Raw genomic sequence first — 23,797 nt, 5'->3', positions numbered from 1 at the left:
AGGAAATGTAGATTCGACTTATATGGATGACATAAAAAATACAAAAAAGAAGGACAGCTCTACGGAACAGAAAATCAAGGAAGCTGCAAGAACGGTGTTCTACAAAAAAGGGTTTGCGGCGACCCGAACCAGGGATATTGCCAACGAAGCCGACATTAATCTGGCATTATTGAACTACTATTTCAGAAGTAAGGCCAAGCTTTTTGAGATCATTATGGTAGAAACCCTGCACGGCTTTGTAGAACGCATGGCAATTATTCTCAATGATGACAACACCACCCTGGACCAGAAAGTACAACTGGTTGCTGAAAAATATATTGACTTTATTATCAAAGAGCCGGAAATACCCACATTTATCATATCAGAAATCAGAAATAATCCCCATGACCTGCTCAGGAAATTACCGATCGACCAGGTTATCAATCGTTCAAAATTTTATGCACAATACCGGGAAGCCGTCAAGCAGGGCCGGATCACAGAACATAACCCCCTGCAATTTTTGATGAACCTGATAGGGCTGGTTATTTTTCCTTTTGTAGCCAAACCGTTGGTTATGGGCATCGGTCATATAAATTATGAGGAATTTATCTCATTGATGAAGGACAGAAAAAGAAAAATTCCAATCTGGGTTAAAAACATGATGTTGGCCGGATAATTTTTTTTGGAACAGAATTAATCATTTGTTTAAAACTATCGATTAAAAAACTAAAGCACATGAAAACTTTATTCACCCTGGTTGGCTGGGTCCTCGCTTTTAACTGGGTCAATGCCCAATCGCTGACTATTGAAGCCTGTCACGAACTGGCAAAGGCCCACTACCCCACCTTAAAAAAGATGGACATAATAGAAGCGTCCCGGGACATCGATATTAAAAATATCAACAACAGACATTTACCCCAGGTAAGTTTTTCCGGTCAGCTGACCTATCAGTCAGCGGTCGTTGACTATGGTTCCTTACTGGGTGCGGGTGATTCACCTTCCGGTTTTACACCTCCCATCTTAAGTAAAGACCAATACAGGCTGCAGGGCGAGGTTTCCCAGTTGGTCTATGACGGTGGTAAAGCAAAAAACGATAAAACCCTTACCAACACCGATGCCGCCCTACAGGAACAGCAATTAACGGCGCGTCTGTATGCGGTCAACAGCAGGATCAATGAGCTCTATTTTTCAGTGCTGCTGATGGAGGCCCAGCTCGATCAGAATGAAATCAGGAAAGCGAACCTCCAGACACAAATACAAAAAACAGAAGCCGCCCTTGAAAACGGGGTCGCATTCCGAAGCAGCTTAGATGAGTTGAAAGCTGAAATTGTCAGTATTGAAATGGCGGGTACGGCCTATAGTGCCAATCGTAGTGCTTATTTAAAAATGCTTTCGCTATTGATCGGCAAAGAACTACCCGATTCTACAACCCTACTTATACCTCAAACAGAAACAATACCCGAAGCCATAAACCGGCCGGAATTAAAATCATTTGATCTGCAAAACGAATCCTATGAGATCCGGAAAAAAGAATTGAGGACCGGCTATCTGCCGGAAGTCAAGCTTTTCTTTCAGGGTGCTTATGGCAAACCCACCCTGAACATACTGGAGAATAAATTTGGCGCCTGGTACCTCGCCGGTATCCGGTTTAATTGGTCGCTGGGGAGTCTGTACGGCCTGAACAGCAGAAAAAATAAATTACAACTCGGTCAACAGGCTGTGGAAGCAGATCGCGAAGCATTTCTGCTCAATGTCCGCCTGGATCTCAGCCAACAAGATGAAGCCGTTAAAAAATACTTCAAATTAATTCAGCAGGATCAGGAAGTTATCAATCTACGTACCTCGGTCACCAAGTCCGCGGAAGCACAACTGGCAAACGGTGTGATCACCACCCATGAATACATTCAAAAATTAAACGCAGCGCATCTGGCCCGACAGCAAAAGACGCTCCATGAGATACAGCTGCTGCAGGCTCAGTATAATCAAAAATTCATCACAGGAAATTAATAAAATAAACCCAAGAAAATGAAAAAGCTCATAGTACTTATTTCGGGAGCATTACTGCTACATGCATGTCAGCAAAATATCGATTACGATGCTTCAGGTAATTTTGAAGCCGATGAAGTCATTGTATCCTCCCAGCAAAACGGTGCATTACTCTCCTTTACCGTCGAAGAGGGTATGACGCTACAGCCTGGGGACAAAGTCGGTCAGATAGATGTGCGAACAGCCGAACTGCAGAAACAGCAGGTACAGGCAAGCATGGAAGCATTGTCGCAGAAAACTTCGAATCCGCAGAAACAACAGGAATTGGTACGCAGACAGCTGGCCGTAGAGCAGGCGCAATTGGCACAGCAAATCCGGGAACGTACTAGAACAGAAAATCTGGTGAAGGCCGATGCGGCGACGCAAAAACAACTGGACGATATCAATGCCGCCATTAACCAGTTACAGAAGCGGATTACCGTTACAGAACAGCAACTTGTCTTAAATACTTACAATACCCATATCCAGAACCGGAGTATTCTGAGTGAGAAAAGCCCATTGGAAAAATCAGCAGCCCGGATCCAGGAACAAATCAACCAGGGACAGGTAATCAACCCGATTGCCGGTACCGTATTAACCAAATATGCCCTGCAGGGGGAATTTCAGGTAGCAGGTAAACCCTTATATAAAATTGCAAATACCGATACCCTGTACCTGAAAGCTTATATAACCGGAACCCAGTTACCACAGATAAAACTAAACCAGGCCGTAAAAATTCGAATCGATCAGGATAAGGATGCGTATAAGGAATACGATGGGAAGATTACCTGGATCGCCAATAAATCGGAATTCTCTCCCAAAAACATACAAACCAGAGATGAAAGAGCCAACCTGGTCTATGCCATTAAAGTAAAAGTGAAAAACGATGGCTTTCTGAAAATCGGTATGTACGGCGAAGTTCTCTGGAGTAAATAAATCGATATGCAACCTGTAATAGTAAATAAAATCACAAAGACCTACAATTCCCTGAACGCATTAAATGAGGTATCCTTTGAGGTAAACCCTGGCGAATTGTTCGGTCTGATCGGTCCGGATGGCGCTGGCAAAACTTCATTATTCCGCATCCTGACGACCTTACTGCTGGCCGATAGCGGCACTGCCACCATAGCTGGATTTGATGTGGTCAAGGAGTATCAGCAAATCAGAAACCGCGTAGGCTATATGCCGGGACGGTTTTCCCTGTATCAGGACCTGACCGTTAAAGAAAATCTGAACTTTTTTGCCACTGTTTTTAATACCTCTATTCAGGAGAACTATATGTTAATCCAGGATATCTACGAACAGATAAAGCCGTTTTCCAATCGGCGCGCCGGAAAACTTTCGGGTGGCATGAAGCAAAAGCTGGCCTTATGTTGTGCCTTGATCCATAAGCCCGAAATCCTGTTCCTGGATGAACCTACTACCGGTGTGGATGTGGTATCCAGAACAGAATTCTGGGAAATGCTGGCCCAACTGAAAAAGCAGGGCATCACGATTGTGGTTTCTACTCCATATATGGACGAGGCGAAACTTTGCGATCGAATTGCACTAATTCAAAATGGGCAAATCATGTCTATTGATCAGCCGGAAGCGATTGTTCAAAGTTTTCCGAAAGCATTGTTTGCGACCAAGGCCCGCGACATCTATAAACTGTTCAAGGACCTGCGTTCCGATCCTGCAATAGACAGCTGCTTTGCTTTCGGCGAATACCTGCATGTAACGCTCCATTCAACAGATGATCGGCCCGCAGCCCTTGAGGACATAGCAAGCTGCTACCATCCTGACGCGCTTTTCGTAGAAAAAATCAGGCCTACTATCGAAGATAGTTTCATCAGGCTCATGCAGCAACAGAACATTACTGATCATATAGAAACCGGCAGTCATGGAAAATAAAGCAATCATATCCAAGGACTTAACCAAGCAGTTCGGCAACTTCAAGGCTGTTGACCACATTTCCTTTGAAGTAGAACAAGGTGAGATTTTCGGCTTTCTCGGTGCCAACGGTGCCGGCAAGACCACCGCCATGCGGATCCTCTGTGGATTGTCCTTTCCCAGTTCCGGGGAGGCGCGGGTTGCCGGTTACAATGTCTATAACCAACAAGAGCAAATCAAAAAAAATATTGGTTATATGAGTCAGAAATTCTCCCTATATGATAACCTCACCCTATTGGAGAATATCGAATTCTATGGTGGCGTATATGGTGTCTCCAGACCGGAAATAAAAATCCGAAGCAAAGAATTGATACAATCCCTCGGTCTGGAAAAAGAAGCAAAAAAGCTGGTCGGGGCGCTGCCGCTGGGCTGGAAGCAGAAACTGGCTTTTTCCGTTGCCATCTTTCACCATCCACAGATCGTATTTCTGGATGAACCAACCGGTGGCGTCGATCCGATTACGCGGCGACAGTTCTGGGAAATGATTTATGAGGCTGCCGCCAATAATATTACCGTATTCGTTACCACGCACTATATGGACGAAGCCGAATATTGTGACCGTATTAGCATCATGGTCGATGGTCGTATTGAAGCGATGGACAGTCCGGCTGTACTAAAAGATCGGTTCAATGCACCATCCATGGACCAAGTATTCTATCACCTGGCGAGAGGCGCCAAAAGAAGCGGGGAATAATATGAAACAGTTAATGGCATTTATACAAAAGGAGTTCTATCATATTTTCAGGGACAGAAGAACCCTGCTGATTCTCTTTGGACTCCCGATTGCGCAGATTCTGCTGTTTGGGTTTGCCCTAAGCAGCGAAGTAAAAAACATCGCCATTGCCATCCAGGATGAGGCAAGGGATGTCCATTCCAGCCAGTTAATCAGCCGTATCAAGACCAGCTCTTACTTCAAGATATCCAGCCCGGTGATCGATTATAAGGACATTGAAAAACGGTTTAAGAATGGCAGTATCAAATGCGCCGTAATTTTTCCCGCTGATTTCGGCGACGATATCTATCGCAAAGACGGGGCAGCCATTCAGATTATTGCGGACGCGTCCGATCCGAATACAGCCACCATCGTCACCAACTATCTGACTGCTATTATTAAAAATTACCAGCAGGAACTAAATCCCAATGCAGCCATGAACTACAGGATTGTGCCTCAAATAAGGCAGTTGTACAACGAGGAACAAAATGGTTCACTTAACTTCATACCCGGCGTCATCGCATTAATCTTTATGATCGTCAGTACGGCACTCACTTCGGTTGCTGTAGTCCGGGAAAAAGAACTGGGCACGATGGAAATATTGCTGGTATCGCCATTCAGGCCGATTATGGTGCTGGTCTCCAAAGCCGTCCCCTATCTTGTTTTATCCCTGGTAAACTTTATCATCATTCTTTTACTATCGGTTTTTCTACTTGATGTAGAAATAAGAGGCAGTCTGCCTTTAATTATCGCCGAGAGCCTACTGTTTATCATTACCTGCCTGTCACTGGGTCTGCTGATTTCCAATGTGACCGGTTCCCAGCAAACGGCAATGCTCCTATCCATGATGGGCATGATGTTACCCACATTGTTGTTAACGGGATTCATGTTTCCGCTGGAAAATATGCCACTGCTATTCCGGATCATTTCAAAATTGTTGCCTTCCAAATACTATTATGACATCATAAAAGCTGTTATGCTGAAAGGTTTGGGGTTGCAATATGTCTGGAAAGAAACATTGGTTCTGGCAGGTATGACCGCACTATTACTGGCCATTGCTTTGAAAAGATTTAAAATAAGATTGTCGTGAAAGTACTGTTATTTATACTCCAGAAAGAATTTCGGCAGATCTTCAGAGATAAGATCATCCTTGCCATGATGATTGCCGTGCCCACCATTCAATTGATTATACTGCCGCTGGTAGCGAATTATGAAGTCAGGAATATCAATGTAGTCCTGGTAGATCACGACCACAGCTCCTATTCAACCCAACTCAGTAACAAGATTGCCGCTTCCGGATATTTTAAAATAGCAGGCAATCTATCCTCTTACAAGGAAGGACGCCAAATGATTGAAAAAGGAATTGCGGATCTGGTGCTGGAAATTCCACCAGGCTTCGAGCGAAATCTGGTACGGGAAGGCACGCAGCAGGTAAATATAGCCGTTGACGCAATTAATGGCACAAAATCGCTACTAGGAACTGCCTATCTCACATCAGTCATTGCAGATTTCAACAATGGTCTGGACGTTACCGTCAAAGCCAGCAAAAGAAATATCGCTGGCGAAAATGCAGTCATTGAAATTGCCAGTACCAACTGGTATAATCCCCGAGCCGAATACAAATACTATATGGTTCCTGGGATACTGGTATTATTGCTTACCCTGATCGGTGGCTTTATTACAGCACTCAATATTGTAAAGGAGAAAGAAATCGGTACTATCGAACAAATCAACGTAACTCCTATCAAAAAATGGCAGTTTATATTGGGCAAACTGATTCCCTTCTGGGTGGTGGGCATGATCGTTTTTACCATCGGCCTATTGGTGATGTATCTCATATATGGCATTTTTCCTGAAGGCAGTTTGTTGACATTATACCTTTTTGCAGCCGTATATCTGATTGCATTACTAGGCATGGGGCTGTTTATATCTACCCTGGCGGACACACAATTGCAGGCTATGTTCATTGCTTTCTTCTGTATGATGATTTTTATGCTAATGAGCGGATTCTTTACCAGTACCGAAAGTATGCCCCAATGGGCAAGAGCCATGTCGGAATGCACGCCCGTTACCCATTTTATCCGCGTGGTGCGGTTAATTGTATTAAAGGGAAGCGAACTTACCCAGATTAAGCTGGAACTTCTCTACCTGACAGGCTTCGCCTTACTGTTAAATGGTCTTGCGATTTTTAACTACAGAAAAACCAGTAAATAATCAATACAATTCAAAAAAAAAGAGGGTGGAAGATCGACCGGACCGGGTGATAAAGGAATATAGGAAACCGGCAAAAGCTGGTGTAAACTGTTCTAAATGGCTCAACAATACGCGCAGTTTTTTTCTGTACCACCGTTAAACCTTGTCGTTCGATATCTGAAATTATACGTTGGTATCCTTTACAAATTATTTAAGGCTTACCAGGAAAAGAAATAAAGTAAAAAAGATAATCGGCAGGATTAGGGACAGTTTCTGCACCACTCGTACCGGGCGGTAAAGGGTGCCGAGTTGTACCTTAGCGTAGTAGGAAACAATCAATACGATAACGGCGATAAAAATCCAGATTACCGTAGCCGTGACCCAACCGTTAAAATTCATAAACCCATAGGTGCTGATCTCAAAAAACGCCATCACAGGTTCATACAGCAGGGCGGTCCCGATCAGATTAATATGACAGCTCAGGATAGCAGCTGCTACTTTAATGGTCAGGGATACATTCTTACCATTCCGCTGCCGCTTACGAACCATGGTAAACATCAGGGTGCAACAAACCAAAAAAATAATCCAATATGCTATCATGTGGTCTTCTTTATCGAAAGGATTCAGCATGTGAGAATTCGATTTCCTCGACATGCTTCTATTCCTCTCTCAACTCCTCCAGTGTCGTGGGGTGCAGGTAAAAAGATATAATTGTTCCGTTTTCCGCTTGCGTTACCCACCCATCCGGAGCAACGGAAGAATACATCGGCTTTATTAATGGATTTCCGCCGCTATCCATGATGCCCCACAAACCACCATAATCCGGTTGGTACCGCCATAACGAGATATTATCCATGGGTAAAACCTGATAATATGCAGGTCCAATCTGCCACTGTTTCTTCTCAAAATCCCAGATACCCTGCTGTTCCGATTTGTCCATTTTTAGCCTGACATGGTATCTAAAACCTTCACCGAGCTGATGGATGCTTTCGATTTTCCAGCCTTCAGGAATTTCGTTCAGTGGAATAAGTTGATTCTTTTCAGGCCAAAGGATATCGCCCGATGGCGCTGTAACTGTAAACCGTATACCGGGCGGTAACACCTTGTACCAATTCCCCTGGCTGTCCAGGAATCGGAACAGGAATGCTTCAGCTTGATAGCTCATAACCAGAAAGTAATCCGACTCAGGAATGGGGACAAGCGACCAGAGTCCTGCGATGAGCATTGCGGCCCCCGGATCACCAGGAAGTTTGTTTTCTTGTATGCGTCGGGGTAAGGGTTTCGAGAAATCGGGATAAATAAAGACTTGCCCTTCTTCGTCCGCGTAGGCCTTTGCAATGGGTGCATAGTCGCGGCTGAGACCTATCATAACCCGTTGTTCCCCCAAATTGAATAGGAGGGAGTCTATAACCTTATAAGTACCCTTATTTATCTTTTTGCCAGTACGATCAATAATACGCAGTTGCCTGTTTTTCCGCTGGGTAAAAGTATTTTTGGTCAGTGGATCTTTGATTCCAGAGACAATAAAACGTCCCCCCTTCTCCCCGATAGCATATAGCCTGTCTTCGATCAGTACCAGATTACTATCCAGCATCCGGACGTTGAAATGCTTGTTCATATAACCCCTGTCGGTAGATTTTCTGCTAAATAGCCTTCGGGGTGTATTCCCCAGAACCAGTACGGTTTTCCTTAGCCGTTTCACCCTGGTGTCGAATAGGCGGTTGTCATTTCCGGCACCTGTCAGGTTGAATCCGGGAAGGAATTTCCACTCCCAGAATCGCCATCTGGAATAATAGGTTTTACTCACTTGTGCTAAAGTGAAATTTTCCAACTCATATAATTGTACGAGATCATAATCCGGCTCGAGGATAACCTGGTTGACTTTATCAATTACAAGATTTTCATCCGAATGATTCGTTACCACGGCAAAACCCTGCCCGGTAAAAAGGCCTGCCATTTTATACTGTGGTTCGATCCGTATCTGTAGTTTATCATCCACATAACCGAATTGTCCAGCTTGATTCCGATAGGGATATAATTTCGCCTGCGGCGTTTCAGTCACCGGTTGTACCTGCCCTGTGCAGGCACTGCAGGTCAGGATCCCGCCAATTAAAACAATAAACTTAGTCATAAGCCCGAATACCCAAACAGGAGCTATTTCCCCGGACTACAAATCTCTTTCAAATAGGAGTAGTAGCCCATCCCCGAAAACAGCTATTTTCTCTGTACCATTTTGATATCGCATGGCAGTATTCTACATTTGATTGGTTCAAATTAGTGTTTTAACCTGGAAACCAATGCGCAAATACAACCTTGATGGCAATGTCGTTGACTATTCTGGCAACCGTCAGTACTAATCAGCCCAGGAACTTTAAGAAATCACAACCATGCGAAAATTACTTTATGTATTGTGCTTTTTATTTTGCATTACCCATAGTATTGCGCAGGATCGGCAGCAAGCGCTAACGCCGGGCATTTACAGTTTGAACCTACTCGAGACGCCTTTATACTATCTTCCCAGCACTTTATTCAAGACGGCCACATATTCTGTAATGCATATCAAGACCGCCCCTTTTAAAACCCTGCAAGAATGGGGCACGCAGTTTGCCATCGTATCACAGGACACAGCAAAAGGTAGCTCAACAAATAGCATCGTTTTTCTGAATGCCCATCCGGACACCAGTATTGAGGCGGGCTTCATAAACCAACAAACTGAGCCACTGCATTTTGAAGAAATAAGCAATTCAATGCGTCTGATGCCCAGCTTCGGCAATAACGCATTGGAGTACCCCCAAAATGGCATATTCAACCTGCAGGATCACTGGTTTTCCGTATACCGACACCCACAAATAACTACGAGATTATGGAATGATTCTTTGGGGCAAGGCAAGTCGGTTTGGGGAATAAACTATAGTGTCGAAGCAACTGCATTTAATCTTTACCGAACGGCCCCTTTCAAATCGGTCATCTTTAACAATAATACTGATTCCATTCCGCTATATATCGATGCCGGCTCAACCATTTCACCACAGAACTGGTGCAGATTAAATGAAAATCTCTTTGTCCTGAAGGATAGCCTGAATGGCATATGGCTAAAGATCTCGCTTTTTGAGCTCCTGCCCGGTGAACAACGACTGACCGGTTCCGGAGCGCCAGCTCAATCTTTTCGATTAATAGAAAAAACGGGCTGGATTCGTAAAGAAGATCTATACCGGGGCCAATGGGTGCGACACCTCGCCGAACTGCCTGATTATCGCTTTGAAGTTGCTGGCGCAGATCCTAACCCTGAAGATCCGTATTATAACCGTGGTCTGCTGGCAGCGATTAAGGTAATAGACAAAAAGAACAATCAAATCCAACAGGTCGCAGCCGATATTGGCGCTGAATTAACGGACTCCCTCAACCGAAGTTTACATTTTATCGATGCCAATTTTGATGGCTATCCGGATATGATGTTCGATTTTGCCGATGGTGGGGCCGGTCCCAACTACATCAACATGTTCTACCTTTTTGATCCTGTATTAAATCAGTTCGTATACGATGAAGCCTTATCGGCCCTGTCCCAGGTAGAAGTGGATACCGTACATCAACTTATCCGTTCTGCATGGCGCGCAGGAGCGGGGCAGCATGGTGCAGCCGAATACCGCTTTATAGGGGGTAAGTTGGAGCAAACCTATCAGTGGGATCAGGTCTGGGGCGCCGGATATTTTGTGAAAGAGACAGCATCCATCCGCCAGCCTAACGGTCAATGGAAAGAAATACACACATATGGCGCAGAAGCGGTAGCCGATACAATATCAATCTATCGAACACCCAATGAGAAAAAAGCCCCTGTTGCGCAGGTACCAGGAACGTGTACTTATTTCAAAATTCTGGATGAAAAGCCATTATGGTATAGTGTGCAGATCAACAATCCCGACTCCTTGCAGGGTTGGATACGAAAGGAAACGGTTTTCCCCGACAATTGGGAACCCGTGCCAACCGGTTCACCCCGCTACGCATTTGAGAAAGTGGATGATGAAAACGGCAACTTGTTGGCTTTGCGTATAAAGGGCATAAAATCTGGCGCTCCGACACAACTAATCGGGCCGATAGACAACATTTATCGAACCAATATGCTGGAAACCGGAGATTATAATGGGGATGGACATATGGATTTCCGTATCTGCTTTGGAGATGATAAGATTGATCCTGCCGTTTATCTGTTCGAAAAGCGAAGCAGATTGTTTTTTAAAGCAGGCAATTAAGTGCTTGAACCCGTTTGTCCTATGCCGAGCATAGTTTTTGAATCGGCCCCAACCGAAGAAATCTCGAAAGGTCTTTGGGTCGACTTTTAATAAATAAAGTTCAGGCAGTTATGCATCCGGAATTGGCTAAGATTCGGCATAACTAAATTTTGTCTTTATATTTTATAAAGTCCCACTTTACTTTTACAAGACATCTACAATTTCAAAACATTATCGCGATTTAAAACAAAAAGTCTTCTTGCCGCCTTGAAAGTCAGTCCTGTTGTCTTCCTTAATGGTGCAAGACAATCCGGCAAAAGCACACTTGTTCAGAATAATCTGGAAAAAATTGGCACGAGTAAGTTCCCGGCAACTTATATGTCTTTCGAAAGGACGACTCAAATGGCGGCTGCCGCTGCCGCACCAGAAGCATTCCTGAAAAACTATACGAGAAATCTGATCATTGATGAAGCGCAACTTGTCCCAGAGCTTTTCAGAACATTGAAAGTTGTAGTCGATGAATTACGTCTGGTTGACAAGCCCACCATAAATGGTAAATACCTTTTGACAGGTTCTGCCAATATTCTTGCATTACCACAACTGTCAGATTCTTTGGTAGGTCGAATGTCAGTATTAACACTATATCCCTTTTGCACGTCAGAAACGTCGCAAGGTCAGGGGAATGGTTTGGAAAAGATGTTGATGACGGATTTTGAGGGCATTACAGACCGTGGCATTACATTGACAGAAGCTATGAAGCTGGCGACATTTCCGGAAATCGCAGATAAAAACGCTGAAGAACGCAGTATCTGGTTCGATGGTTATTTGACAACCATTTTGCAACGAGATGTGAGGATGATTGCGGAACTTGATAAAATATCTGTTTTGCCTAATCTGCTACGTGTGCGGGCAATCCGTTCGGCTAGTTTGTTGAATGATGCTGATATTGCACGTGACATCGGACTAAATCCTGTCACATCCAAATCATATAGGAACCTCTTAAAAATGATGTTTCTGACCTTAGATATTGAACCCTGGCATCGAAATAACGGGAAAAGACTGGTAAAATCTTCCAAAGGATTTTTAAGTGATAGTCTTATGCTTTGTCACATGCTTGATTTAAACTTGGAAGACCTTGAGATGAAAAGGCCTGAATTACTTGGTCATGTATTGGAAAACTATGTCGCAACGGAGTTGACAGAATTAATTAGCTTTTTGGATATTAAAGTGCAACTATTACATTTCAGGACAAGCGACGGTAAAGAGGTTGATTTTATAAACCGTGCCTTACATCCCAAAAGTCTTTAGCTTTTGGGATGTAAGGCACAAAATTGTTTTCTTGTATAATATAGTATATTTGCAACATCAGTATAAGATGTAAAAACCTCGTAAGGGACTTGCGAGTACACGTGTGGAGCGATAGTAAGACTTCTAACTCCTCGGAGCAGTAAGCAAATCGCTGTGAAGCACGAAGCACATTGGTCTTTAGCCAATGGGTAGTTCACACTAGAAAAACCCGATGGCTCGTTATTCGCTATTGAAATAAAAAAATCAGAATCCGTCAATGGCAGTGATTTTAAGGGAATCAGGTTATTTGCAGAACTGAATGAAAATGCATTCACGGGCGGTGTAGTGTTGTATTCTGGCAAAGAAGTTGTGCCCTTTGGTGAAAATCTTTGGGCAGTTCCGTTTCATATTCTGTGGCAGTAGATAGTAAGTTAATAGTTTCAAAACGCACTACACTGTATTAATGAGAGCCAAATGTAGATAAAAACATGAAATTATGGCTGTGAATAACATAAAACGCAGAAACAGATTCATTTAATATCACTCTACCGGATACCATTCGTGACCTCCGCACAACCTGATAATGAAAAAAGAAAACTTAAGCCCCAATAATTCTCTTTCGATGTGCAATCCCCCAATCGGTCAGGTTATTAATGATGGTCTGGAGTGTCTTACCGTGTTCCGTAAGCTCATATTGAACCGTTATGGGTTGCGTATCCAATACCGTCCGATTGATTAATTGATTTGTTTCCAGTTCCTTTAATTCCTTGCTCAGCATCTTGTTAGAAATCCCGACTACATCATTTAAAATATCGGAAAATCTTCTTTTGTTGTAATAGCAAATAGAGGAAATAATGGATATTTTCCATTTTCCACTCAGTACATCCATTGAATCCTGGACAGCCATCATCTCTTTTTTGTGTGTTTCTTTTTCTAAAGTTTTGCACTGCATAATGTTACTTTGTTACCCCGAGGTTACTGTTACTTTTCGTTACAAAGTTACTTAAATAAATACACATGTGCTAAATTTGTAGCTCACTTTTATAATTATAAAAATGAGTAAACTAAAAAATAAGGTAGCGATTGTAACAGGTGCTTCAAAAGGAATTGGTGCTTCAATTGCTGCCTATTTCGCAATGGAAGGCGCCAAAGTTGTTGTGAATTATGCATCAAGCAAAGAAGGAGCCGATAAAGTCGTAAAGGCCATAATAAATGATGGTGGCACAGCCATCGCCATTCACGGCGGTGTCTCGAAGCAAGCCGATGTAACCCGACTGTTTAAAGAAACAGTAAACACATTCGGCGCGCTGGATATTTTGGTAAACAATGCCGGAATTTACGAATACTTATCCATTGAAGACGTAACTGAAAAATCCTTTCATCAACAGTTCAACATCAATGTGTTGGGGTCCCTGCTTGCCATTCAAGAAGCGGTGAAGATATTTGGTGACAATGGGGGGAATATCATCAACATCAGTTCAGGGGCAGGTAAAACACCACTGCCAACAGGTTCGATATATTCTGCAACCAAAGCGGCATTAGATGCCATTACCGTTTCTTTATCAAAGGAATTTAGCGGGAGGAATATCCGTATCAACTCTATTTTGCCGGGTGTTGTAGAGACCGAAGGTTCACGTAGTGCAGGTTTTATCGGCAGTGAAGCAGAAACCAATTTAGTAAACAAAACCCCACTTGGCCGTACTGGTCAGCCAGAAGATATTGCGAAGGTTGCCGTATTTCTTGCTTCCGACGATGCCGGGTGGATTACAGGAGAGAAAATTTCCGTTTCTGGCGGTATCTACGGGTTATAAATTATAACGAATTTAAGATTAATATCATGAGTAAACTAATAAATAAAGTAACCGTAATTACTGGTGGTAACAGCGGTATCGGATTTGGTATAGCAGAAGCATTTAAAAACGAAGGAGCTGTTGGTGTAATTACAGGAAGAAATGAAGCCTCATTAGCGAATTATGTAAACGCGATGGGCGAAAATTTCATAAGCGTCAAGACAGATGTTACCAGCTTGGATGATTTAGAAGATATATTAAAAAAAACGGCTGATAAATTCGGAAAGATTGATGTATTGGTAGTGAACGCGGGAGGTGTTGTGGATGGAGTTTCAATGAGGGCGATAAATGAAGCAACGGAAAAAAGTTATATGGATTTGAATCTGAAAAGCGCCTATTTCACTGTACAAAAGTCACTTCCGTATTTAAATGACGGAGCTTCCGTCATATTAATCGGATCGAGTGCGGCACATCGCGCTGCACCGGGAATGGCGATATACGGTACAGCGAAAGCAACAATCATATCATTAGCAAAAGGCTTGTTCTTTGGATATATTGCCGAGAAAAATACGAGTAAACGCCTTTTCCCCAGGTTCGATCGATACCCCCGTTTTTGGGAAAATAGTACCCCAGGAACATTTGGAACAGGTAAAACAACTTTGGGTAGATATTACACCTATAGGGAGACAGGACCTTCCTGCTGATATCGGAAACGCTACTGTATTCTTAGCATCAGAAGATTCGGCTTTTCTAGTTAGCACCGAAATTCTGTCGGACGGCGGTATGACCAATATCAGTCTGATGAAGTAATCTCATCTATTAATATTTGCGAAACAATACAAGTTTGACCGTTTAAAACGCATAAGGCTGTATTTAGCATAATTTAAGTAACAAAACAATTTAAAAATGGAACGAAATAATTATAACGGAGCATTACAGAAACCAATAGGTTCAGGATTTGATGCAACTTCTACGTCAACAGAAGTAATTAAAGGAATCAGCCTTAGGGGAAAAATCGCCATCGTAACCGGTGGCAATACAGGTATTGGATTAGAGACCGTAAAAACACTTAGCAATGCAGGAGCTTCAGTAATTGTTCCTGCAAGGAACATTGATAAAGCAAAAGAGAATCTAAACGGTATCGCCAATGTGGAAATTGAAGAAATGGACTTAATGAATCCCGATTCAATTGACAGATTTGCCGAAAAGTTCTTGAACTCGCGCAGGCCATTGCATTTACTTATAAACAATGCAGGAATAATGTTCGTTCCACTCCGCAGAGACAGTCGGGGAATTGAATCGCAATTGGCAACAAACTACTTAGCGGCATTCCAACTGACAGCAAGATTATGGAATGCACTTAAAAAAGCGAATGGAGCACGAGTTATTAATATATCTTCTCAGGGACATCAATTTGCGCCATTCAATTTTGAAGACCCGAATTTCGAAAACCATGAATACGAAAGTTTATCGGCCTATGGTCAATCGAAAACCGCTGTCAACCTGTTTTCCCTGGAATTAGATAACCGAGGTAAATCATCCGGGGTAAGAGCCTTCTCTGTACACCCCGGCAATATTTGGGGAACTGAACTGACACGGGAAGCACCACTGAAAACCTTACAGCAATTCGGCTTTTACAACGACAAAGGAGAGCCTGTGCAGGAAGTCATAACTTCCCTAAAAACCATTCCACAAGGTACAGCAACAACAATTTGGGCCGCTACAAGTCTATTGCTAAACAATATTGGTGGTGTGTACTTAGAAGATGTAGACATTGCCAAACTAGCATCCGATACCGAAATGTCCGATGGAGTTAAACGCTACTCTTTAGTTGAAAAGGCTGCTAAACGGTTGTGGATATTAAGCGAAGAATTAACCGGAATTAGATTCAACATTGATTGATATTTTGCTCTGCAATCCTATTCATCCGTCTACGCGCTACTTTTTTAATTATTCATAATTTCTACTTATATGGCTATTAATTCGGGAAAATAATTAGGTGTACAATTTTCAGCAACTATTTCATCTTTATACGCCATACAGGTTGATACACCGTGTGCATACAGCATTCCTGTTTCGCTCTTCAGGTCGGCCTCAACCAAGCCTGCGCTTTTTCCCAAATGAATAAGCCGCCCCCTTCGGCTATCATTTTTCCACTTTTGTATGACACTGCTGTTGCGAAATTAATTTTTAATTCCAATGTAGTGTACGCTGCGCGCTGCGGCAGTTTGGTATGTATGGCTCAACCCATAACTGTATCCAATACGGTAGAGATCATGCCCCCGTGAACACTGTGGAACAGGCATCAAAAACTACAATACTTCTGTATCAATTCATTTAAGCGTCCTTTTTTAATAGCTTTTTTGGCTAATAAATTAAATATTGGTTCGGCTACTTTTTGAAACCCCACCATTCTTGAATTGTTCAAATAAACAAACAAAGCTAAGTCAGATAGTTTTTTTGGAGTTCCTGCGGCGCTTGCTAATCCATCTTTTGCAAGTCCTTTAAAAATGAAAAGGGAATTTTCAAAGTTCTTATTTGCTGGGCTGAGCGTTGCTTTTATTATACATTCCTCATTAGAAACATTGTGATAATAATGTTTTTCGTTTGGCTGTATTGTCGCAATATCTCTCTGCTTTAAATGCAGAATGTTATTGCCTTTTCCTACCTCCAAAGTACCTTTTAAGATTTCAAATGTTTCCGCAAATAATGTATGATAGTGCCAAGGCGTTTTCTCGGCAGGAAGAATATTCATTTCTAAAACGCTCTCATTACTTGTGTCTGCTGAATTGATCAGCCTGATGAATCCTTGTGTTTTCATAGAATTTGTTTTGAATTTTTATTTGCCAATAAAATGGTTCCAAATACAGCGCAGACAATAATCGCTAATAGGTGAGGTATCGCTTTTGCTACGCCGTTATAATCTTTACTCAAAACAATAAGCATATCTACAATTGGAATAATTGTTCCGACTGACAGCGTTATGCCTAATGCTTTTATTTGCTTACTTAAAATGAGAATGCAAATGATCAAGCCAGTAAACAAGTCACGAATGCCTTTGATGTAATGAAATGAATAATCGCGCTGTTCGTTGAAGTGAATGCCGTAACCAGCTTCTCCTATTTCGGGCGATAGGAGAAATCTTACTCCTATAAAAATCAATCCTAAGCCTGTTAAGAAAGCGATTGCGAAAGAAATCCTTTTTCCCATAATATTTTGTGATTAAAATTATAACACAAAATTCCACAAGCTAAACCCAAAATTTATGCACTTGGGTTAATTAATCATTTGGGGTTGAAATTCTTTTGCGGATACGGCTAAGTGATTGGGGTTTCACTCCCACATACGATGCAATATGATATTGTGAAATTCTTTGTTGAAGGTCAGGGTGGTTTTTTAAGAATTTCTCATATCGGTATTTAGGCGAATCTGTGTAAAATGAGCTAAGATCCTGCAAGGTCTGCACAAAGACCTGCTCGATAACAAGCCTTCCCAATCGTTCTCCTTGTCTGATAGATTTATAGAATATTTGTAGGCTGTCATAAGAGATCTGCAAAATTTCACAGTCTTCTAATGCCTGGATGTTTTTTGTTGAGGGTGTTTTGGGTATAAAACTTTCATAGTTGCAGATAAAATGATTTTCTTGTGCAAAAGCATATGTTTTATCCTCTCCATCGTGATTAATGTGATAACGCATTAGTCCTTTTACAATATAGCCCACTTGCGTGCAAACTTGTCCCTCTGCTAAAAAGTAGTCGCCTTTTTTAATGGATTTTTCTTTCCACAGTAGTTTTATGCTATCTACCTCATTTGCGTCTATGTCTATAATAGATTTTATTCTATTAATTAATATCTCTGTCATCAAAGGTCAATCATCAAGTGGCGCCACTAAGCGCCATTTTGCATAAGTAGCCTCGACAGGAATCGAACCTGTATCTGGAGCTTCGGAAACTCTTATACTATCCATTGTACTACGAGGCCAAAACCGGCAAAACACATCCGGCATTTTGAGCCGGCAAATTTAAGACTATTCTCTGATTCCAGTGTCATTTACTCGAAAAAAGGACGAAAGTTTCTGTTTTTACCCCCCTGGCAGCAATCCGGCCACGTTACTGACAAAGATTTTTACGGAAATTGCCAGCAGAATAACACCGAAGAACTTTCTAACCGCAACCAAACCACTGGACCCCAGCATCCGGGAAATACCGTTGAGCGAACGCATTACGATATATATAACGATCAGATTTAACAAAATGGCGATCAGGATGGTCTGCACTTTATAATTGGCTTTCAAAGACATAATTGTGGTCAAGGTTCCTGACCCCGCAATCAGCGGAAAAGCGAGTGGCACCACGGTGGCTGCTTTCACATCACCGTCGGACTTGAAAAATTCTACACCCAGAACCATTTCCAGTCCAAGAATAAAAATCACAATGGATCCCGCCACGGCAAATGAGCCGACATCCAGACCCAGGATATTCAAAATAGGATCGCCCAGGAACAGAAACAGGATCATCAATGCACCTGCTATCACCGTTACCCGCAGTTCCCTGATGCCGCCCGACTTGCTTTTTATAGCAATCAGTATCGGTATGGAACCAATAATGTCGATGATTGCAAAAAGGGTAAAGCTGACTGTCAGAATTGCTTTGTAATCAATCTCCATACGGCTGATTTTTAGCAAAGTTAACAGATGATACAGGATTACAGCACAAAGTTGTCGTCGGGCTATAGCCGAACGCGGAAACCGGTGGTCAGCCGCCTTCCCAGTACGCTGTAACCGTATATTTCGTAATAGTCCGCATCCAGGATATTATTCAGTTGCAGAAAGGTGCTCAACCGGCCCCCGAAAAAAAGGTATTCTGCATAAGCGTCCCATAGGGTATAGGCATCCAGGGGCTTCACCAATTGACCGTAAGGAGGCACGGGTTCAAAATACAGATCTGTACGCTTACCATTATACTGCAGATGCGTACTCAGGTATAAATCCTTGCTGACCTGGAAGCCCAGATCTGCCCCCAGGATATGTTTGGGTCTTTTGAATAAATTATGATAGCTGGTATCACTGCCCGAAGCAGTGGATGTGGTAACGGTCCCATCCGTATAGGTATAAAACAGTTTTAAACGAAGGCGCTCATTGAACCTGAGCTCAGGCTCAATTTCAAATCCATGATCTTCCTGTTTACTGAAATTCTGATAGCCCCCGGAACTCCCCATATAGACAATAATTTGTTTGGTGCGCCGGGAAAAAGCACTGGCCCGGATCCGCAGCAGCTGGTCGGTCTTCCCATACTGAACACCGCCTTCCAGGGTAGCTGATGTTTCAGGTTTCAGTTCGGGATTCGCGCCGAAAGCGCCATAAAGTTCCGACAGTGCCGGCGCCCGGAATGCCGTACCATAATTCACAAACAGTTTGATTTTTTCACCGATCAGATAGGATGGATTGACGGAATAGGTAAAATTATTACCGTATCGTGAATGATGATTCAGGCGCCCACCCAGCTCCAGATTAAAACCACTGAGGTTGTTCAGGAACAGTGAGATAAAAGGACTCAGCATTTGTACACTGGTATCGGCCGTTGTGGGGTTGGGTGCTTTCATCCGGATATTATCATAGCGCAAACCCGCCAGGGTTTGAAAATGGTTCAGCCAGTCAATTTTTGAAAAAACTTCTGCCGTTTTTTTGGAACCTCCGTAATCTTCCACATAACCTCCCGGATAATGTCTTTCCACTTCATCATAGGAAAAAAGCCCCGTAAGGCTGACCTTATTCCATTGATAGACCGCCTGGGTTCCTGCTGTCAGCAATCGGGAGTTAAAAGGATTCTGCCCTCCGGAAAACGCATCATCAGCAAAGCTGGTTTTTAGGTAGGCATAGCGAAAAAATGGTTTTACATGGAATGCCTCGGTCACGGCCCCATTCAGATCAATGCTCACCGCATTACGCAGGGCACCATTGCGTGGAAAATCCTGATTACCCAGGGTATCCTTTGCTTCGGAAATCCCTTCAGTTTCATCGTGAACAAAGGATATATTATAGGCAGCACTTCCCAGACTGCCACTGAGGCCGGCCTGACCCTTGAAATGTTTATAACGCCCATAGTTCAGCCCACCGTAGAGCTGCGCTTTTTGCGTGGTTCCTTTGCGGGTAATAATATTAATAACGCCGGCAACAGCGTCGGTGCCGTATAGGGTGCTTTGTGCGCCTTTTAAGATCTCTATTCTTTCAATTGCTTCCACAGGAATCATCCGCAGATCAAACGCCCCGCCCACACCTGTTGGATCATTGACGGGAACGCCATTGACCAGAATCGCGGTATACGCATTGGCAGCACCTCGTATAAAAACTGATTTATCCTTACCCAGCGAAGTATTTGCACCATTGATGACAATGCCGGCCTGTTCGTTGAGTAGCTGGGCTACATCTTTTCCTCCTGCTCGTTCCAGCTGCTGCCGGCTGATGATGGTCACCAGTTTCCCGGTTTCACTGAGTTTTTTGGGAAAACGGGTGGCGGTTATACTAACTTCTTCTAATGTTGAATCGAAAGATGGGTTTTGAGCCTGCAGCGAATTGAAAAATGCGAGCGCAGCCATCACAACAAATGTTCTTTTCATGTTTCAGAATTGTGGTTTGACTGGCTTCAGGAAATAAGTAGTTGAAAATATAAACGCAAAGGCGATTACATCTCACGCCTTTCACCCGAAAGCCTGAATGATTGTTACTTGACTTCGGGCAGGTCTTCTGGCTTGAAGCAGTATCGGCACCTTCCCTCCGTTCGTACACGGAAGTGGTATCAGCCAATACCTGATTGTCGGTTACGTCCTTTTCATCAGACAAAACAGGCTTCTTTACAGCTACGGGGATAGCGCCGGAATTACACCGGCTTCCCTATTAAGCCCCCTACATATCCGGGGGCACCCGAAATCGCGGCAAAAATAAGGATTTGCAGTAAGTTTGTTGCTGACATGAATAAAATACGACGAATATCCATGCATGGGGGCGGTTGGCTGCTGTTCAGTTTTCTGATGGCTTCCTTTCTCCAAAATGGTGACGCCTCCGGCATTTCCTATAGCCGGATTATATTCAGTGCGCCGTTTTTAGGTTTTATCTTTTTTTATATTGCCCTATTTTATCTTAACACCAAACTGCTGATTCCCATCTTTTTTCTCAAAAAAAAATATTTAAGTTATATCCTGATAGCGATTTTGCTGTTACTGACCTGCCTCTGGCTTAGTCCATTCGATCGGGTCATGCAACCTCTTCGTCCGGCTTTATCCGGGAGAGCAGCTCACGAGTACCGGACGCCTCCCCAACTACCGCCCGGAGAAACTACCGCCCCCAGGGGTCCCGCAGGGGGACCACCAGTACACAGAAATTACCAGCCAGGAATTCCGCCCCCTGGCCGACCAACTGCCAGTTCCATACCTCTGGATATTATTAGTCTGATTTTATTTTTCATGACCCTGGCGGGCAGTTCCCTGCTGGTGCTGTCCCGTCAGTGGCGGATTGCGGAAAACAACAAATCCAAGGCAGAGGTTCAGAAAATTCGTGCGGAAATGGCCTTTCTGAAAGCCCAGGTAAGTCCGCATTTTCTTTTCAATACCCTCAACAATATATATGCCCTGGCCCTTACAAAGAGCGACAAGACCCCTGCCGCGCTGCTGCGGCTCTCCAATATCATGCGATACATTACCGATGAAGCCAGCCAGGATTTTGTACCCCTGGAAAAAGAAATAGCTGCCATTAATGATTATATAGAACTGCAAAAGCTCAGGATGGGTAAAATGACTGGTTTGCAATATAGCCTGAAAGGTGTGTATGTCGGAACAAGGCTGGCACCGCTGGTCCTGATGCCCTTTATTGAAAATGCCTTTAAGCACGGCATCAGTAAAAACCAGCCTTCCAGGATCGATATTTCGATTTATGCCGATCAAAAAGTCATCACCCTGCATACCCGCAATCTTCTTCTACGGAACCTTATGGGCGAACAGCGGGACGGCACTGGTCTCAGCAATGTACAGCAGCGTCTGGAACTCCTATACCCAGGCGCCTATACCCTGAAAACAGGCGCCGAAGGCGATTATTTTGTCGTTGACCTTCAAATAAACATAGCTGGATCATGGAATTAAGTGCCGTAGCCATAGACGACGAGCCCCTGGCGTTGGAAATCATCCGTAATTTTGCTGCGTCTATTTCGGATATCCGACTGGATGCTGTTTTTGACAATGCAATGGAAGGACTGCGTTACCTGCGTGCCGCTGATCCCGATCTGCTTTTTATCGATATTGACATGCCGGATATCAATGGTACCAGTGTGATCCGGCAATTGGCCCACCCACCCATGGTCATATTTACAACAGCTTATAAAGAATTCGCGCTGGAAGGATTTGAACTGGAAGCCATCGACTACCTGCTGAAACCATTTTCTGCCGAACGATTTGAAAAAGCAGTCAATAAAGCGCTCCGGCAAGGCCGCCGAGCCGGTCCTGCCGCAGATGAATTTATTCTGGTCCATTCCGAATACCGGATGTTAAAAATCGCCATCTCTGAGATTCTGTACATCGAGAGTCTGGATGACTATATTAAAATTCATCTGAAACAAGGCAAACCTGTACTGACATTATTGTCATTGAAAAAAATACAGGAGCAGCTTCCTGAGGACCGTTTTATGCGTATCCATCGAAGTTATATTGTGGCTTTCACGGCTATTACCATGATTACAGGCCGAAAGATAACCCTTTCCAATGCGGTAGCATTGCCGGTCAGTGAGCGGTATATGTCCGATCTCAATCAAAGACTGGGTAAAACCTGATCCATTCCCGCGGCCCTGCTCTTAACAAGTTCTTAAGGGATTTACCGACACATTCGGGCCTGTTACCTATTGGATTTCCGCTCCCCGGGCATCTTTTCTATTCTTGTACGGAAATAAAAAAAGTATATGGAAAGAAAAAAATTTCTCACGACGGGATTAACCGCACTCGGTGTCGCTTTTGTCGCGCCGCTTTCCCAAGCCTGCAAAAAAAGCGATGCCATCGATAATGCCACTGAAGATGGCCCCTGTGCCGCTACACCAGCTGAAACGGAAGGACCGTTTCCCACCCACAGTCCATCGACGCTGGCGCAGCCTGATATAAGAGGTGACCGCAGCGGTCTCCTTTTAACGGTTAACATTACCGTGTCCAACCGCAACCAGGATTGCGCCCCACTGGCAGACGCGATCGTAGATATCTGGCATTGTGATACCGCAGGCAACTATTCCGAATACGGCGGAACGGGTATGCAATCTACCAACTATACCAATGCACATTGGTTGCGCGGTCGCCAAACGACAGACCAGAACGGCCTGGTGAGCTTTACCAGCATCTTTCCGGGTTGGTATTCCGGCAGGGCCCCGCATATCCATGTACATATCTACAACAAGAGCGGACAATCGCTGCTTGTCACCCAAATCGCTTTTCCCACGGATATCTGCAACGCCGTCTATACAACAGTTTCTCCCTATAAATCAAGAGGAACACAGGATACTTCCAATGACCGTGACAATGTTTTTGCAGATTCGCTGACACGGGAATTGGCTACCCTTACCGGGAACACGACAGAAGGATACCTGCTTACCCATACGATCAATGTCAACGGCGGATAATTTTTTCAA

The 23,797-nt window shown here is 43.6% G+C and carries 23 protein-coding genes, 1 tRNA gene, 1 pseudogene and 1 riboswitch; of the genes and pseudogenes, 16 read left to right on the top strand and 9 right to left on the bottom strand.

What is annotated here, in order from left to right; genetic code table 11:
- Nucleotides 1–22: 22 nt before the first annotated feature.
- From ACYVI9_RS11345 to ACYVI9_RS11315, 7 genes are read left to right on the top strand one after another with little or no spacing between them, the layout of a single operon-like run.
- The gene (locus ACYVI9_RS11345) at nt 23–655 is read left to right on the top strand and encodes a TetR/AcrR family transcriptional regulator (RefSeq protein WP_460764642.1); all 633 of its coding nucleotides are present in this window, start codon (nt 23–25) and stop codon (nt 653–655) included.
- A 59-nt stretch (nt 656–714) separates the two neighbouring features.
- Nucleotides 715–1,986, top strand: coding sequence for a TolC family protein (locus ACYVI9_RS11340; protein ID WP_460764640.1), 1,272 nt, complete (start codon nt 715–717; stop codon nt 1,984–1,986).
- Nucleotides 1,987–2,004: 18 nt separating this feature from the next.
- Nucleotides 2,005–2,940: an HlyD family secretion protein gene (locus ACYVI9_RS11335; protein WP_460764638.1), complete on the top strand. Its 936-nt coding sequence runs from the start codon at nt 2,005–2,007 to the stop codon at nt 2,938–2,940.
- Nucleotides 2,941–2,946: 6 nt separating this feature from the next.
- Entirely contained in the window at nt 2,947–3,897 is a 951-nt protein-coding gene (locus tag ACYVI9_RS11330; protein WP_460764636.1) for an ABC transporter ATP-binding protein, read from the top strand.
- Entirely contained in the window at nt 3,887–4,630 is a 744-nt protein-coding gene (locus ACYVI9_RS11325) for an ABC transporter ATP-binding protein (RefSeq protein WP_460764634.1), read from the top strand. The genes ACYVI9_RS11330 and ACYVI9_RS11325 overlap by 11 nt, the downstream gene beginning before the upstream one ends.
- 1 nt (nt 4,631) lies before the next feature.
- Nucleotides 4,632–5,738: an ABC transporter permease gene (locus ACYVI9_RS11320; protein ID WP_460764632.1), complete on the top strand. Its 1,107-nt coding sequence runs from the start codon at nt 4,632–4,634 to the stop codon at nt 5,736–5,738.
- Entirely contained in the window at nt 5,735–6,862 is a 1,128-nt protein-coding gene (locus ACYVI9_RS11315; RefSeq protein WP_460764630.1) for an ABC transporter permease, read from the top strand. The genes ACYVI9_RS11320 and ACYVI9_RS11315 overlap by 4 nt, the downstream gene beginning before the upstream one ends.
- 186 nt (nt 6,863–7,048) lie before the next feature.
- Here the strand turns inward: ACYVI9_RS11315 and ACYVI9_RS11310 are convergent, their stop codons facing one another.
- Together ACYVI9_RS11310 and ACYVI9_RS11305 are read right to left on the bottom strand one after the other, a co-directional pair.
- Nucleotides 7,049–7,441 carry a hypothetical protein gene (locus tag ACYVI9_RS11310; RefSeq protein ID WP_460764628.1) on the bottom strand — a complete coding sequence of 131 codons (393 nt, stop codon included), beginning with the start codon at nt 7,439–7,441 and terminating at the stop codon, nt 7,049–7,051.
- A 58-nt stretch (nt 7,442–7,499) separates the two neighbouring features.
- A complete protein-coding gene (locus tag ACYVI9_RS11305) occupies nt 7,500–8,972 on the bottom strand; it encodes a WG repeat-containing protein (RefSeq protein ID WP_460764626.1) in 1,473 nt (490 codons plus the stop codon).
- Between the two features lie 256 nt (nt 8,973–9,228).
- Here ACYVI9_RS11305 and ACYVI9_RS11300 point away from each other — a divergent pair, with 256 nt between their 5' ends.
- A complete protein-coding gene (locus tag ACYVI9_RS11300; protein WP_460764624.1) occupies nt 9,229–11,088 on the top strand; it encodes an XAC2610-related protein in 1,860 nt (619 codons plus the stop codon).
- 246 nt (nt 11,089–11,334) lie between these two features.
- Nucleotides 11,335–12,375 (top strand): ATP-binding protein, encoded by a 1,041-nt coding sequence (locus ACYVI9_RS11295; RefSeq protein WP_460764622.1) that lies wholly within the window; start codon nt 11,335–11,337, stop codon nt 12,373–12,375.
- 577 nt (nt 12,376–12,952) lie between these two features.
- On the opposite strand, the gene ACYVI9_RS11290 is transcribed toward ACYVI9_RS11295, so the two are convergent.
- The gene (locus ACYVI9_RS11290) at nt 12,953–13,306 is read right to left on the bottom strand and encodes a winged helix-turn-helix transcriptional regulator (RefSeq protein WP_460764620.1); all 354 of its coding nucleotides are present in this window, start codon (nt 13,304–13,306) and stop codon (nt 12,953–12,955) included.
- Nucleotides 13,307–13,409: 103 nt separating this feature from the next.
- Between ACYVI9_RS11290 and ACYVI9_RS11285 the strand changes: the two genes are divergently transcribed.
- From ACYVI9_RS11285 to ACYVI9_RS11270, 4 genes and pseudogenes are all read left to right on the top strand, one after another.
- Complete coding sequence (locus ACYVI9_RS11285; RefSeq protein ID WP_460764618.1) at nt 13,410–14,165, top strand: SDR family NAD(P)-dependent oxidoreductase; 756 nt, start codon at nt 13,410–13,412, stop codon at nt 14,163–14,165.
- 26 nt (nt 14,166–14,191) lie between these two features.
- Nucleotides 14,192–14,626, top strand: a pseudogene (locus tag ACYVI9_RS11280) (SDR family NAD(P)-dependent oxidoreductase); the annotation flags it as partial.
- A 64-nt stretch (nt 14,627–14,690) separates the two neighbouring features.
- The gene (locus ACYVI9_RS11275) at nt 14,691–14,954 is read left to right on the top strand and encodes an SDR family oxidoreductase (protein ID WP_460764616.1); all 264 of its coding nucleotides are present in this window, start codon (nt 14,691–14,693) and stop codon (nt 14,952–14,954) included.
- Nucleotides 14,955–15,050: 96 nt separating this feature from the next.
- A complete protein-coding gene (locus ACYVI9_RS11270; RefSeq protein ID WP_460764614.1) occupies nt 15,051–16,046 on the top strand; it encodes an SDR family NAD(P)-dependent oxidoreductase in 996 nt (331 codons plus the stop codon).
- 403 nt (nt 16,047–16,449) lie between these two features.
- Here ACYVI9_RS11270 and ACYVI9_RS11265 read toward each other — a convergent pair whose 3' ends face one another.
- From ACYVI9_RS11265 to ACYVI9_RS11240, 6 genes are all read right to left on the bottom strand, one after another.
- On the bottom strand, nt 16,450–16,965 hold the full coding sequence (locus ACYVI9_RS11265) for a cupin domain-containing protein (RefSeq protein WP_460764612.1): 516 nt from the start codon (nt 16,963–16,965) through the stop codon (nt 16,450–16,452).
- The gene (locus tag ACYVI9_RS11260) at nt 16,962–17,354 is read right to left on the bottom strand and encodes a DUF4267 domain-containing protein (RefSeq protein WP_460764610.1); all 393 of its coding nucleotides are present in this window, start codon (nt 17,352–17,354) and stop codon (nt 16,962–16,964) included. The genes ACYVI9_RS11265 and ACYVI9_RS11260 overlap by 4 nt, the downstream gene beginning before the upstream one ends.
- Before the next feature lie 70 nt (nt 17,355–17,424).
- Complete coding sequence (locus tag ACYVI9_RS11255; RefSeq protein WP_460764608.1) at nt 17,425–18,006, bottom strand: Crp/Fnr family transcriptional regulator; 582 nt, start codon at nt 18,004–18,006, stop codon at nt 17,425–17,427.
- Nucleotides 18,007–18,053: 47 nt separating this feature from the next.
- Nucleotides 18,054–18,125 (bottom strand) — tRNA-Arg (locus tag ACYVI9_RS11250).
- 100 nt (nt 18,126–18,225) lie between these two features.
- Nucleotides 18,226–18,810: a MarC family protein gene (locus ACYVI9_RS11245; protein WP_460764606.1), complete on the bottom strand. Its 585-nt coding sequence runs from the start codon at nt 18,808–18,810 to the stop codon at nt 18,226–18,228.
- Between the two features lie 62 nt (nt 18,811–18,872).
- Entirely contained in the window at nt 18,873–20,759 is a 1,887-nt protein-coding gene (locus ACYVI9_RS11240; protein WP_460764604.1) for a TonB-dependent receptor plug domain-containing protein, read from the bottom strand.
- A gap of 100 nt (nt 20,760–20,859) precedes the next feature.
- A riboswitch (cobalamin riboswitch) is annotated at nt 20,860–21,082 on the bottom strand.
- 28 nt (nt 21,083–21,110) lie between these two features.
- On the opposite strand from ACYVI9_RS11240, the gene ACYVI9_RS11235 reads away from it, so the two are divergent.
- The 3 genes from ACYVI9_RS11235 to ACYVI9_RS11225 all read left to right on the top strand — a co-directional run bounded on the left by ACYVI9_RS11235 (nt 21,111) and on the right by ACYVI9_RS11225 (nt 23,788).
- Nucleotides 21,111–22,274, top strand: coding sequence for a sensor histidine kinase (locus ACYVI9_RS11235; RefSeq protein ID WP_460764602.1), 1,164 nt, complete (start codon nt 21,111–21,113; stop codon nt 22,272–22,274).
- Entirely contained in the window at nt 22,265–22,957 is a 693-nt protein-coding gene (locus tag ACYVI9_RS11230; protein ID WP_460764600.1) for a LytR/AlgR family response regulator transcription factor, read from the top strand. The genes ACYVI9_RS11235 and ACYVI9_RS11230 overlap by 10 nt, the downstream gene beginning before the upstream one ends.
- Before the next feature lie 126 nt (nt 22,958–23,083).
- A complete protein-coding gene (locus tag ACYVI9_RS11225) occupies nt 23,084–23,788 on the top strand; it encodes a dioxygenase family protein (protein WP_460764598.1) in 705 nt (234 codons plus the stop codon).
- Nucleotides 23,789–23,797 lie beyond the last annotated feature (9 nt).

Source organism: Niabella terrae (assembly GCF_054783135.1).
The sequence above is the reverse complement of the archived record's forward strand: the minus strand, read 5'-3'. Positions and strand labels throughout refer to the sequence as shown.

Excerpts from the sequence above, each read along its gene's own strand:
- ACYVI9_RS11345 (WP_460764642.1), top strand. The coding sequence starts at position 23 with ATGGATGACATAAAAAATACAAAAAAGAAGGACAGCTCTACGGAACAG.
- ACYVI9_RS11340 (WP_460764640.1), top strand. The coding sequence starts at position 715 with ATGAAAACTTTATTCACCCTGGTTGGCTGGGTCCTCGCTTTTAACTGG.
- ACYVI9_RS11335 (WP_460764638.1), top strand. The coding sequence starts at position 2,005 with ATGAAAAAGCTCATAGTACTTATTTCGGGAGCATTACTGCTACATGCA.
- ACYVI9_RS11330 (WP_460764636.1), top strand. The coding sequence starts at position 2,947 with ATGCAACCTGTAATAGTAAATAAAATCACAAAGACCTACAATTCCCTG.
- ACYVI9_RS11325 (WP_460764634.1), top strand. The coding sequence starts at position 3,887 with ATGGAAAATAAAGCAATCATATCCAAGGACTTAACCAAGCAGTTCGGC.
- ACYVI9_RS11320 (WP_460764632.1), top strand. The coding sequence starts at position 4,632 with ATGAAACAGTTAATGGCATTTATACAAAAGGAGTTCTATCATATTTTC.
- ACYVI9_RS11310 (WP_460764628.1), bottom strand. The coding sequence starts at position 7,441 with ATGATAGCATATTGGATTATTTTTTTGGTTTGTTGCACCCTGATGTTT.
- ACYVI9_RS11305 (WP_460764626.1), bottom strand. The coding sequence starts at position 8,972 with ATGACTAAGTTTATTGTTTTAATTGGCGGGATCCTGACCTGCAGTGCC.
- ACYVI9_RS11300 (WP_460764624.1), top strand. The coding sequence starts at position 9,229 with ATGCGAAAATTACTTTATGTATTGTGCTTTTTATTTTGCATTACCCAT.
- ACYVI9_RS11290 (WP_460764620.1), bottom strand. The coding sequence starts at position 13,306 with ATGCAGTGCAAAACTTTAGAAAAAGAAACACACAAAAAAGAGATGATG.
- ACYVI9_RS11285 (WP_460764618.1), top strand. The coding sequence starts at position 13,410 with ATGAGTAAACTAAAAAATAAGGTAGCGATTGTAACAGGTGCTTCAAAA.
- ACYVI9_RS11270 (WP_460764614.1), top strand. The coding sequence starts at position 15,051 with ATGGAACGAAATAATTATAACGGAGCATTACAGAAACCAATAGGTTCA.
- ACYVI9_RS11265 (WP_460764612.1), bottom strand. The coding sequence starts at position 16,965 with ATGAAAACACAAGGATTCATCAGGCTGATCAATTCAGCAGACACAAGT.
- ACYVI9_RS11260 (WP_460764610.1), bottom strand. The coding sequence starts at position 17,354 with ATGGGAAAAAGGATTTCTTTCGCAATCGCTTTCTTAACAGGCTTAGGA.
- ACYVI9_RS11255 (WP_460764608.1), bottom strand. The coding sequence starts at position 18,006 with ATGACAGAGATATTAATTAATAGAATAAAATCTATTATAGACATAGAC.
- ACYVI9_RS11245 (WP_460764606.1), bottom strand. The coding sequence starts at position 18,810 with ATGGAGATTGATTACAAAGCAATTCTGACAGTCAGCTTTACCCTTTTT.
- ACYVI9_RS11240 (WP_460764604.1), bottom strand. The coding sequence starts at position 20,759 with ATGAAAAGAACATTTGTTGTGATGGCTGCGCTCGCATTTTTCAATTCG.
- ACYVI9_RS11235 (WP_460764602.1), top strand. The coding sequence starts at position 21,111 with ATGAATAAAATACGACGAATATCCATGCATGGGGGCGGTTGGCTGCTG.
- ACYVI9_RS11230 (WP_460764600.1), top strand. The coding sequence starts at position 22,265 with ATGGAATTAAGTGCCGTAGCCATAGACGACGAGCCCCTGGCGTTGGAA.
- ACYVI9_RS11225 (WP_460764598.1), top strand. The coding sequence starts at position 23,084 with ATGGAAAGAAAAAAATTTCTCACGACGGGATTAACCGCACTCGGTGTC.